Here is an 11,631-nt window from a genome sequence, read left to right on the forward strand (position 1 = left end):
GGATCCGCGGCCCGACTCACGTACAGTCCCGCCATTCGACTGCCCCGGTCGGCGGCAGCACCGAGCGTCGGCTGATCGACAGGGAGATCCGTCATGACCGCGTCCGCAGCGCACCAGCCCGTCACTCCGGAGCCCGCGTCCGCAGCGCACCAGTCGCGCGTCCCGGAGCCCGCGTCCACGCCGCACAAGTCGCGCACCCCGGAGCCGGCACCCGCCGCCGGTGGCCCGACGGAGTCGGCGGCAGTACCCTTTCCCACCGGACCGGCACCGGCCGGCCTCGCCTGGCAGGCGCCCCGGCAACCACCCACCGCGCCGGACGGTCCCGCCACCGCACCCGCCCCGCTGGAGGGGATCCCGGCGAGCCAGCCGGGGCAGCCCAGGGCGGAGTGGGGCTGGCGCGGGCGGGCGAACCGGTTCAGCGGCGGGACCCTGAACCTGATCGCGACCAGGGACGAGTTGGTGCACCGGGCCGCCCGCCGCCGGTTGCTCCGCCCGTTCAGCCGGACCATGTCGGTCGTGGTGGCCAACCCGAAGGGCGGGGCGGCGAAGACGCCGACCGCACTGCTCGCCGCGGCGACCCTCGGCTTCCACCGGGGCGGTTACACCCTGGCCTGGGACAACAACGAGACCCGGGGCACCCTCGGCATGCGGGCCGAGTCCGCCACCCACGAACAGACCGTGATCAACCTCCTGCACAACATCGACGAGTTCCTCGCCACCACGGCGAGCGTCGGGCGGCTGTCGGCGTACCTGCGACCGCAGAGCGCGCGGTTCGACGTCCTGGCCTCCGATGACGCCGCCGGGAGCATGGAGATCATCGACGACGAGGCGTTCACCAAGCTCTGGACCGCGCTGTGCCGGTTCTACCGGCTGATCGTGGTCGACACCGGGAACAACATCCGGTCGGCGAACTGGCAGTCGGCGACCGCCGTCGCGGACTGCCTGGTCGTGCCGACCACCGTACAACGCGACGTCGCCGACAGCGGACTGTGGATGCTCGACCATTTGATCCGGACCGGCCGGGCCGACCTGGCCGAGAACGCCGTCGCCGTCGTCTCCTGCGCCGACCCGAAACCGGACACCGAACTCCTCGACGAGATCGTGGAGCGGTACCGCAAGGTGGTCCGGGACGTGGTGGTCATCCCGTACGACCGGCTCATCCGGTCCGGCGGGCGGATCGAGTTCGACGCACTCGCCATCCCCACCCGCCGGGCCTGGCTGATGGCGTGCAGCTCGATCGTCGACTCACTCGCCATCCGCGACCAGAGCTGAGGGCCGACCGGCGGCGGTGACGGTTCGGCGTACCGCCTCGACCGCGCGCCGGAGCCCCTCGCGGGCCCGCCGGTCGGCCGCCTCGGCCTCCGCCGTGTCCGGTCCGTCGGCCGGTTCACCGGATCCCAGCTCCCGCAGCAGCACGAACGCGGGCTCCGGGCGGTCGAGGTGGTCGAGACCGACCACCCGGAACCGGGTGCCGGCCGGAAAGAGTACGCACTCACGCCCGGCCCGGGTCACGCCGGCCGTCTGCCGCCCGGCCGTCGACCAGACCGCCAGCGCCGGGGCACCCGACTCCCACCGGTACGGGGACACCTCCGCCGCCAGTACGTCAGCGGCACCGAGCACCCCGCCCTCGACGGGCTCCCCCGCCACCGCCCAGGACGCGAAGACCGGTCCCGGCTGTACGGGCAGCCGCAGCAGCCCACTGTGCAGGCAGGAGGCCACCTCCCGGCGTACCGCATGGTCCTGGCCCTCGGTGTCGAACAGTTCGTCACCGTCGACGAACGCGACCACCGTGACCAGGTCGGCCAGTACGGCGTCCCCGTCCCGGCCGTCCCCGGGACCCCTCGGCGAACGCGTCACGATCTCGGCGTACCCCGGATAGCGGTCGCCGAGCAGCTCGCGCAGCACCTGCCGCTCCGACGGATCGCTGTGCCGGCCGGGCACCGGCAACGGATCCGCGCTGTCCGCCACCACCAGTCGCCCCGCCCGCAGGCCACCGTCCTGCGCGGGCAGCTGCCCGCCCGCCAGGCCCGGCCCACGCGACTCCCGAGCCACCACCGGCGCCTCCACCACCGGCACCCCGTCCGGCGAGGAATCATCGGCCGTCGGGGGGGCCTCGGGATCCGCGTCCGGAGTCGTTCCCGGTGCGGGCAGTTCGACCAGGTGCCCCGGTCCGACCACCGCCAGCAGCGGCCCGAAGCGGGCGGTCAGCGCGGTCCAGGCCGGCGCGGCGGTGTCCGGCGGACTGGTCACCACCAGTCGCAGCGCACCGGTGACGGTCGCCGGCAGGGCCCGCACCACCGTGTCGATCGCCGACCACGCCTCCGTCGGCGCCGCCACCACGGCGGCACCGAGCACCAGCAACGGGTGGTTGGCGTCGACCGGCAGGCGCCGGACCAGGTCCTGTTCCGGATCCGGTGCGACCGAGCGCAGCCAGAGGCCACTGCGGACCACCTCGACCGCCCAGCGTTCGTCGATCCGCTGGATCCCCCCGGTGCCCGGCACGTCCGGGAGCGGTCGGCGCCACTCCGTCACCTGCGGCGTCGCCCCGGCCCGGTACACCAGCCGCTGGGCGAACGGCCGCCAGCCGCGCTCTCCGCTCGCGTCGACCGTGGTACGGACCGTGGCGCCGTCGGAGTCGGTGTCGGCCACCCCGCTCAGCACCTCGACGGTGCCCCCGGTACGCGCCGCCAACCACTCCCCGACCGTGTCGGCGGTCACGCTCTCCGCGCCGTACGGCACCAGGATCAGCCGGCGACGCAGCTGCCGGGGCAACGACTCCAGCAGGTCGTAGACCGGTTCGGGCGGGAGTGCGGGCGTACCGGGACGGCCGATCACCACGGTCGGCTGCTCGGGGTCCACGAACACGGACAGGACCGTGGCCGTCAGGTCCGGTGTGGACGGCTCCGCCTGGTGCACCCACAGTCCGGCGGGGATGGCGGTGACCCGCAGTCCGGCCGGGACGGGTCGCGGGGTCGGCGGCAGCAGCCGCTGCCAGTCGGGCGCCGGATGCCGGGCGCCCTCCCGCTGGGCCGGTTCGCCGGGCCGGAAGCACCACCAGGTCCCGTCGACGACAAACAGCATGCCGGTCCGGAGCAGCATCACCGGACCGGTCGGGGCGAGCACCTCGATCCGTAGCTGGTCCGCGATGACCTGGGCGACCCCCGGCTGACCCGCGTCGGAGAGCACGAGTCGGATCGACTCGCAGCGGACCGGAAGGTGCCGGGCGAGCAACTCGATCAGAGCGGCCAGTTCCACCGGTGGGTCGGCCGCCACGATGACCGTGTGCCGGTCGGCCTCCCGGGGCAGCCTGGCCGGAAGGAGCTCGGACGGGAGCACGTCGCCTCGGACGATGACGATGGTCCGGTCGTACCCGTGAACCCGCGGATGGTCGATCGGGATGGTCATGGCGCCATCTTGACCCACCCCGTACGGGGGAGTGTGCGTGGGGAGTCAGTCGTCGACCTCGCCGCGCGGGACCATCTCGGGTGACCAGCGCAGGTCGTACCGTGGGGCGGCGACGGCCTGGGCGAACGCGGTGGCCGACGCCCGCGAACTGACGATTCGCCAGTCCAGTTCCTTGTCCACCTCGAACCAGATGACCCCGATGATGTCCCTGTGCTTCGGCAGCAGCCGGAACGTCTCCTTGATCCATTCGACCTTGCGACCGTTGTCGTCGGCGGCCGCCGTCTCGGTGATGACCAGTGGCCGCTCGCTGAAGGTACGCAACTCCTCGATGGTGTCTCCGAAGATCTCGTCGAAGTTCCGGTAGTCGGAGAAGTAGCCGGTGCCGTAGTAGCCCGAGAGTCCCAGCCAGTCCACGTAGGCGTCGCCGGGGTAGAGCGACTTCAGCGGGGGCGTCGACTCGTCCCACTGGACGTTCGGACTCCACACCCAGGTCACGTTGGTGGCCCCGGCCGTACGGAACAGGTCGTGCACGTGCCGCCAGGCCTTGACGTAGTCGCCCGCCCGGTTGCCGTTGGTCGCCTCCGACCACGGGTACCAGTCGCCGTTCATCTCGTGTCCGAACCGGAGGGCGACCGGGTAACCGAGGGACTTGATCCCCTCCGCCCAGGAGAGCACATAGTCGTCGAGGTCACCGGAGGCTATCCGGGCCAACCGGTACGTCGGCTGGTCGGACCGGATCTCGTCGATCTCCCGCAACCGCAGGCCCTGCTTGCGGGCCTTCTCGTCGATCCGGTAGTCCCACGGCTCCCAGGCCAGCATCGGCATCATGCCGCGGTCGCTGATCCGGTCGAACAGCGACCGGTCGAACCTGCCGGAGGCCCAGTCCGCGCTGAAGAGCATCACCTGCGGCTGGCGCTTCGCGGCCTTGGTGAACGCGTCCACCGCCTTGAAGTTGTACGGTCCCTCGTGCGTCATGACGCCGATGAACGTCTTGCCCGCCGGTGGGAACAGCTCCGGCTCCTTCGGAGGCGTCGGCGGGGAGACGCTCGGTCGCGTCGTCGCCGCCACGTCCGCGCCGACTCCCCCACCCCACCGGTCCGCGGTTCGCGGCGCGACCGCGAACGCGTACGTCAACAGGAGTACGGCAACCAGCGCGACCAGTACGCGCGGTAGCGTCAGCCTCAGCATCGCCCGCTCCTCAACCGTTCCGTGGCGTGTGCGCCGGTCGGGTGTGACCGCCCGCGTCCAACCGTGTGTGACCGCCGGTGTCCAGTCGGGCGTACCCGCCCGGATCGAGCCGACCGTGCACGCCGGCGTCGATGCGTACCGCGGCCGGGGGTGACCACTCGTTGCGGCCGTGCCCGTCGACGTAGTAGACGGCCCACCGGGCCGTGTCGCCGTGCCCCGCCGTGCCCTGAGTAGGGGCGCCGGTCGGTTCGTCGCGCTGCTCGGCGCGCGCCACCAGTCCGGTCACGATCGCGATCGCGGGCGGGGCCAGGCTCGCCACCAGGGTGAGCGCCGGCCAGACCCGCAGCAGCGGGTAGCTGTGGTCCAGGACGAAACTCAGCACGAGCATGGCGGCGGCGAAACCGGCCCAGAGGAAGTGCAGCCGGAACGTGCCGAGCGACTCGGTGGTACGCAGCTTGCCCTTGGCGGTGACCACGAAGGCGAGCCGGCGGCGCAGCACGGCGGCGAGTCCCGCCGCCACGTAGATCGGTCCCACGAACAGGGCCAGTGCCATGCCCACGACGCCGATTTCCTCGCGTTCGTGTCGGGCGATGTTGTAGCGGCGCAGCCAGAGCCAGAGCATGAACCAGGTGACGATGGTCGAGCCCCAGAGCACCGCCCAGACCCGGGTGTCTAGTTGGACCGTGCTCACGCCGGTGAGCATGTAGAGCGCGGTGGCCAGGTTGCCCAGCAGCAGGCTGACCGCCACGCTCGGGTAGTAGAACTGGAGCAGGCGGTACTGCCAACGCCGCCGGGAGCCGAGGTCGCGCGGGGCCCGCAGGTCGGGGCGGACCAGGATCTCCCAGATGCCGGCCGCCCACCGTTTCTGCTGGTTCATGTAGTCCGCCCAGGAGGTGGGGCCCTCCCCGATCGCCACCACGTCGGGGGTGTAGACGCCCTTCCACCGGTTCCCGGTCGTCGGGTTGGCCGCGGCGTGGATCCGGATGCTGGTCAGGTGGTCCTCGATGATCGAGTCCTGGTAGCCGCCGATGGTCCGCCAGGCCGAGGGCCGGTAGAGGTGTCCGGTGCCGGTGAGCAGCGGCGCGTCCAGTCCGTTCCCGCCGCGCGCGATCAGCCCGTTGTAGAGGTACTGCTGGACCGAGGCCCCGTGGGCGACCCAGTTCTGGTGCATGTTGCCGTAGACCTGCGGCGTCACCACGAACGCGACGTCCGGGTCGCGGAAGTAGCCGAGCGTGCGCTCGAGGAAACCGGGCAGCGGTACGTGGTCGGGGTCGACGTTCGCGACCACGTCGTAGCGGTGCTCGTGCTCCGCCCGCCAGGCGTTGTGGTTGCCCGACTTCGTCCGGGCCCGGAACTCGCCGCTGGGCTGGTTGTACTCCGGCCGCCCCTTGCGGCTGAAGTGACGTACGCCGAGCCGCGCGGCCATTTCCTTCACGGCCGGGTCGTCTCCCTCGTCGAGAATCCAGACGTCGACCGGTCCGCAGTAGACGATCTGTCTCATCCGGCGCAGGGTCCGCTCGGCGACCTCGATCGGTTCCTTGCTCGGCACGATGGTGGTGAGCAGGGCGACCCGCAGGCCGATCGGCGGGTCGACCGGGACCGGGTCCTTGGCGTTGTACGCGAAGACCCAGACCGACACGTTCTGCGCGATGCGGATCAGCTCGACGGCGACGACCACGCAGAAGCCGATCCGGGCCAGCATCGTCTGCCAGGCCCCCAGCCCGGACCCGCCCGCTCCGGGTACGTGTCCGGGCAGCATCAGCCAGCCGACGAAGAGCAGTCCGGCGCCGGCGTTGACGAACACCAGGACGGTCAGGACCAGCCTCGACGCGGGCGAGGCGACGTGGCGGAACTCGACCGGCGACTCCTCCGCCCCTGGTGGGACGAGCGGGCCGGCGGTGGTCCCGCAGCCCGCGTACGCGACCCGGGCGCTGATGTTGCGCTGCCGGCGGCCGGGACGTCGGCGGGCCGACCCGGGCTGGTTGGTGCCGGGACGCTCGGACGTAGGTGGAGTGGCGGGTTGGGACGGGCGTGTCTGGCCGGCGACGCTCACAATTCCCCCAAGAACCTGAACTCTGCTCGCACAAACCCTGCTAGACCAGATCCTAAGCGGGTGGCGCCGACAAACCGGGCGATCCCTACTAGTCACCCGAAAGCCTGGCGTCAGGCCCAATTCACCCCGAAATTTCGTCCCGGCCCTGAGGCCCCGGACGTGTGCCGACCCTCAGAGCGCTGTCCGCTCGTCGACCAGCAGGGCCAGGGTGAACCCCGTGACCCGCCACACCTGCGCCACCTCGTACCGCGCACGCAGCACGTACTCCTTGCGGTCGCCGAGGTCGTGGATCGGGTCGGTCAGCGTGCCGAGCCGGACCACCCACAGTCGGCGGGTGTCACCGAGACACCGCGCGACGTCGGCGCACTCGCTGGTCGGTAGCTGCCCGTCGACACGTACCGAGCCGGTGGCCAGCAGGTCCACCGGCTGCCGGTCTTCCGACAGGTAACGCGCGAGCACGCCCCTACCGTCCCAACTCCTGTCGCCACCGGCCGAGCGGTAGACAACACCGTCACCGGGACGCATCCCGGAATCGACGATCGCGGCGAGTTGGCGGGTGGCCTGCCGGTGACCGTCGGGTGCGCGGAACGCCGCCTGGACCGGCAGACCGATCAACCCGATCGCGACCAGCGCCACCATTCCCAGATGGACGGGTGCCCGGCCGAGGGCGGCCGCGCCGAGCGTGGCCCAGGCCGGGAGGGTGAAGATCAGGCTCTGCGGCAGCCCCACCGGTGTCACCTGCGCGACCAGCAGCAGGACGAGCAGCGGGACCACCGCCCACGCGGTGTAGATGGCCGCGGAGTACCGCAGCGGGAGGCTGAACAGCGCCAACCCGAGCAGCACCAGACCGATCGCGGTGGCGCCGAACAGCTCCCTCGGGGTGGCGGCGAGCAACTGCCCGCCGGCATCGGGGAACCGGCTGATCCGGGCCGCGTACCGGGAGCCGAACCAGAGCAGTCCGGCCACCGGCAGCACCCCGGCGGACGCCGCCACCGCCCACCGGTACGCCACCTTCCGGCCGAAGGCGAGCACCGCCCACCCGTGCCCGGCGATCAGCACCAGCGCGACGACGTGGGACAGCCCCAGCAGCACGACCGCGACCGCGTACGCCGCGAACCTCCAGTGCTTCGGCCGGTGGATGGCCAGCACCAGGGACAGGGTGGCGAGTACGGCGGCGAGCAGCGCGAACGCGTACGGCCGGGCCTCCTGCGCGTACCTGGTCGAGGTCGGCAACAGGGCGAAGATGAGCCCGGCGAACAGTCCGACCCTCGGGGTGAACAGCCGCGCGCCCAGCACCCCGACGAGTGCCGCGGCGACGGTCATGGCCAGCATCGAGGGGGCTCGCAGGGACAGGTCGGAGGCACCGAAGTACTCCACCCACACCCGCATGAACAGGTGGTACGGGGTGCCGGTGACATCGGCCCACCGCTGCGGGGACAGGTTCTCCCGCCACGTCGAGGTGGCCATGCCCCAGGTGGCGAGTTCGTCCATCCAGAGTCCGGGCGCGGCGACACCCCGGGCGCTCAACCCGCCCATCAGCAGCCCCGGCACCAGCCATGGGGCGACCCGCCAGCCGACCCGGTGGACGCCGGACCGGCCGCGCTCGCCGCGATCCGTCCTCCCGTCGCGGCGTCCCCGCCCGTCCCCGTCCTCGCCCCACGGATCCTCGGCTCCGACCTCCGCCGCGAGCCGGGGCATGACTACGGTTTCCGCATCCTTCATCGTGCCTCACGCTTCCCTACGGATCGGGCGGTCAAGGCCACGGCGAGGCCGCCGGCAAAGCGGTGCCGGGACAGGGTTCCGAGGTTGTCGTACCAGGCGCACCCGGCGAGCCGGGTCGGGCACTGGCTGTCACCTGGATGGTAGTGAGGCGGGTACGCGGAAACGCCGCGAATGCCGGGGAACCGGGGTCGTACGACCCGCTGCCGGTGCGCTTTCGCACGAACGGGTGACCGGACCGGCGCCGGAGCAGCAGCACGACGGGGACAAAAAATTTTCTGCCCGAACGGGTTGGCACTCATGTGGGGAGAGTGCTAAAAAATTAACTGTCGCACCTGGCCCGTGCGGTGACCGACCACCGCGGCGAGGCAGGGGCGACCTCGGAATCCGAGCGCCACAGACCCACCGGATCCGCCGGTGGGCAGTCTCGAGGAGGTGGTTGGCGTGGTGCTGACTTTCGATCCTTTCCGCGACTTCGACCGTCTGGCCGGTCAGGTGTTCGGCGCCGCCGGGGGCGGTGCCGCGACCATGGCGATGCCGATGGACCTGTACCGATCCGGTGACCACTTCGTGCTGCACTGCGACCTCGCCGGCATCGACCCGGGCTCGGTCGACGTGAACGTCGACGGCCGGGTCCTGACCATCCGGGCCGAGCGCAGCGCCCGTACCGACGCCGACGTGCAGTGGGTACGGCGCGAGCGCGCCACCGGCACGTTCGAGCGGCGGCTGACCATGGGCGACGGCCTCGACCTCGACCGGATCAGCGCGACCTGGCAGGACGGCGTACTGACCCTGACGATCCCGGTCGCCGAGCAGGCCAAGCCACGCCGGATTCCGATCGGCACGACCGGCGGCCCGGCGCTGGACGGCTCCGCCAGCGGAACGGTTGCCCTCGACAGGTCCTGACCCGAGCGGACGGAGGGTGGTGTGCCGCGACGGCACGACACCCGTGGGTCTCGCGGGCGGTTCGCCCGCGAGACCCCCCGTCCGGGGTGCTCAGGCGTCGGGATTCGGACCGGCTTTCTCCCCGCCACCGCCCCGACCACCGGGCCGGGTGCTGGCCAACCAGATCCCGAAGATCATGGCGAGTACGGCGGGCACCTCGATGAGCAGCCGCAGCCCGCTGATCGAGAGCGTCTCGTGGAACGCGGTCACGCCGATCACCACGCTGGCCACCGGGTCGACCAGGGTGATCGCGGTCAGCGGTGCGGCGAGCGGACCGTTCTGGAACGCGTTCTGGTTCAGCATCACGCCACCCAGACCGACCAGGATCAGGGCGTAGAGGTGCCAGTCGGTGAGCGCCGAGAACGGGTCGGCGAAGACCCGTCCGGTGAACGCCTTGAGCAGGACCGCCACCCCGGAGTAGAAGATCCCGGTGGCGACCCCGAGCAGGGTGCCGCGCAGCGCACTCGTGGCGCGGTGGGCGAGCGCGAGACAGATCACCACGACCAGGCCGCTGGCGATTCCCACACCGAGCCAGGCCATCACCGACGGCTCGGGCACACCCGGCCGGGGGCGCGCGACGATGAGGAAGGCCCCGAGCCCGACCACGCACGAGGTGACGGCGACGACGTCGCGGGGGTGCGGGCGTCTGCGGTCCAGCGCCGCCTCCAGCGGGATGGCCAGGAACATGCCGCTGATCAGCAACGGTTGGACCAGGGTCAGCGGACCGTACCGGAGCGCGACCGCCTGGAGCACGGTGCCGGTGATGTCGGGCAGCTTGCCCAGCAGCCAACTCGGCCGGCGCAGCAGCCGCATGAACAGCCGGGGGTCGAAGGTGTGGTGCGGCGGTTCCCGCCGGGCCGCACGTTGCTGTAGAGCGGCTCCCAGGGCGAAGCAGGCGGCGGCGCAGAGGGCCAGCAGGATCGCGAGGGGGGTCACGGATCGTCCCGCTCGCGCCGAGGCACCCCTGATCCCGTACGCACACAAGTGACGCTACGTGATCGCCGACGCCTCGGGTGCCGAGTTCCGTGGCACGGGTCGGACGATCGGGGAGATCACGAGGGGTTCGGCCCGTACGGACCGGGCCGAACCCCTCGTGGTCCCGTGGCGCCGGTCAGGAGGCGAGCGCGCCCGCCGCCCGGCCCTCATGCAGGGTGAGGTTGCGGCCGTTGGTCGGGTCGAACAGATGGATCTTCTCCAGGTTGAACCAGATCCGCCGGCTCTCGCCCTCGGCCACCGTCGACTCCGCCGACAGCCGGGTCACCAGGTCCGCACCGGAGCCGCCCAGTCCCTCGGCACCCGCGTCGGCGGCGAGTTCCTCCAACTCGGCGGCGGTGGCCCGCTCCCCCTCGACGCTGAGGTAGACGTACTTGTCCGAGCCCATCGACTCGACGATGTCGACCGGCGCCTCGAACTCCACCCCGCGCTCCCGGGTGTCGTCGTCGACCAGGACCGCGTCCTCGAAGTGTTCCGGGCGGATGCCGAGGATCAGGTTCCGTGGTGCGTCGGCGGCCTCCAGCTCCCGCCGGAGCCGGTCACCCAGCGGCAGTTCGCCGACGGCCGTACGCAGCCGACCGTCGGCCACCTCGGCGTGCAGGAAGTTCATCGACGGCGAGCCGATGAACCCGGCGACGAACAAGTTCACCGGGTTGTCGTACAGCTCCTGGGGCGGGCCGACCTGCTGCACGGCTCCGGCCCGCATGATCACCACCCGGTCACCGAGCGTCATCGCCTCGGTCTGGTCGTGGGTGACGTAGACGGTTGTCGTACCGAGCTGCTTCTGCAACCGGGACACCACCGTACGCATCTGGACCCGCAGTTTCGCGTCCAGGTTGGACAGCGGCTCGTCCATCAGGAACGCCTTCGGGTTGCGGACGATGGCCCGGCCCATGGCAACCCGCTGGCGCTGGCCGCCGGAGAGGTTCGCCGGTTTGCGGTCCAGCAGTGCGGTCAGTTCCAACACCCGGGCGGCGTCGTCGACCTTCCGCTCGATCGTCGCCTTGTCCAGCTTCGCCAGCCGGAGCGGGAACGCCATGTTCTCCCGGACCGTCATGTTCGGGTAGAGGGCGTACGACTGGAAGACCATGGCGATGTCCCGGTCCCGGGGCGCCTTGTCGTTCACCCGCTGGCCGCCGATCCGCAGTTCACCGCCGCTGATGTCCTCCAGCCCGGCGATCATGTTCAGGGTGGTCGACTTGCCGCAGCCCGACGGGCCGACCAGGATCACGAACTCGCCGTCGGCGATCTCCAGGTCGACGTCGTGGACCGCCACGGTCCCGTCCGGGAACTTCTTGCTCACCTTGTCCAGCACGATGTCAGCCACT

8 protein-coding genes are annotated in these 11,631 nt (G+C 71.4%); 2 read left to right on the plus strand and 6 right to left on the minus strand.

Going from position 1 to position 11,631, the window contains the following annotated elements; all coding sequences use genetic code 11:
- Nucleotides 1-93: 93 nt before the first annotated feature.
- Nucleotides 94-1,272 (plus strand): cobalamin biosynthesis protein CobQ, encoded by a 1,179-nt coding sequence (locus ACWEFB_RS22140; RefSeq protein ID WP_452288126.1) that lies wholly within the window; start codon nt 94-96, stop codon nt 1,270-1,272.
- Here ACWEFB_RS22140 and ACWEFB_RS22145 read toward each other — a convergent pair.
- From ACWEFB_RS22145 to ACWEFB_RS22160, 4 genes are all read right to left on the minus strand, one after another.
- Nucleotides 1,246-3,405 (minus strand): hypothetical protein, encoded by a 2,160-nt coding sequence (locus ACWEFB_RS22145; RefSeq protein ID WP_452288128.1) that lies wholly within the window; start codon nt 3,403-3,405, stop codon nt 1,246-1,248. The two genes, ACWEFB_RS22140 and ACWEFB_RS22145, sit on opposite strands and share 27 nt — an antisense overlap.
- A 45-nt stretch (nt 3,406-3,450) precedes the next feature.
- Nucleotides 3,451-4,593 (minus strand): glycoside hydrolase family 26 protein, encoded by a 1,143-nt coding sequence (locus ACWEFB_RS22150; RefSeq protein ID WP_452288130.1) that lies wholly within the window; start codon nt 4,591-4,593, stop codon nt 3,451-3,453.
- 10 nt (nt 4,594-4,603) lie between these two features.
- On the minus strand, nt 4,604-6,646 hold the full coding sequence (locus ACWEFB_RS22155; protein WP_452288132.1) for a glycosyltransferase family 2 protein: 2,043 nt from the start codon (nt 6,644-6,646) through the stop codon (nt 4,604-4,606).
- A gap of 171 nt (nt 6,647-6,817) precedes the next feature.
- Complete coding sequence (locus ACWEFB_RS22160) at nt 6,818-8,368, minus strand: glycosyltransferase family 39 protein (protein WP_452288134.1); 1,551 nt, start codon at nt 8,366-8,368, stop codon at nt 6,818-6,820.
- A 441-nt stretch (nt 8,369-8,809) separates the two neighbouring features.
- Here ACWEFB_RS22160 and ACWEFB_RS22165 point away from each other — a divergent pair, with 441 nt between their 5' ends.
- Nucleotides 8,810-9,271, plus strand: a complete 462-nt coding sequence (locus ACWEFB_RS22165; protein ID WP_452288136.1) for an Hsp20/alpha crystallin family protein — start codon at nt 8,810-8,812, stop codon at nt 9,269-9,271.
- A 90-nt stretch (nt 9,272-9,361) separates the two neighbouring features.
- On the opposite strand, the gene ACWEFB_RS22170 is transcribed toward ACWEFB_RS22165, so the two are convergent.
- Together ACWEFB_RS22170 and ACWEFB_RS22175 are read right to left on the minus strand one after the other, a co-directional pair.
- Nucleotides 9,362-10,246 carry a DMT family transporter gene (locus ACWEFB_RS22170; protein WP_452288138.1) on the minus strand — a complete coding sequence of 295 codons (885 nt, stop codon included), beginning with the start codon at nt 10,244-10,246 and terminating at the stop codon, nt 9,362-9,364.
- A 175-nt stretch (nt 10,247-10,421) separates the two neighbouring features.
- Nucleotides 10,422-11,630 (minus strand): ABC transporter ATP-binding protein, encoded by a 1,209-nt coding sequence (locus ACWEFB_RS22175; RefSeq protein WP_452288140.1) that lies wholly within the window; start codon nt 11,628-11,630, stop codon nt 10,422-10,424.
- Nucleotide 11,631 lies beyond the last annotated feature (1 nt).

Source organism: Micromonospora sp. NPDC004704 (assembly GCF_053601675.1).

Bases quoted from the DNA above. Each gene is read 5' to 3' on its own strand.
- ACWEFB_RS22140 (WP_452288126.1), top strand. From the start codon at position 94: ATGACCGCGTCCGCAGCGCACCAGCCCGTCACTCCGGAGCCCGCGTCC.
- ACWEFB_RS22145 (WP_452288128.1), bottom strand. From the start codon at position 3,405: ATGACCATCCCGATCGACCATCCGCGGGTTCACGGGTACGACCGGACC.
- ACWEFB_RS22150 (WP_452288130.1), bottom strand. From the start codon at position 4,593: ATGCTGAGGCTGACGCTACCGCGCGTACTGGTCGCGCTGGTTGCCGTA.
- ACWEFB_RS22160 (WP_452288134.1), bottom strand. From the start codon at position 8,368: ATGAAGGATGCGGAAACCGTAGTCATGCCCCGGCTCGCGGCGGAGGTC.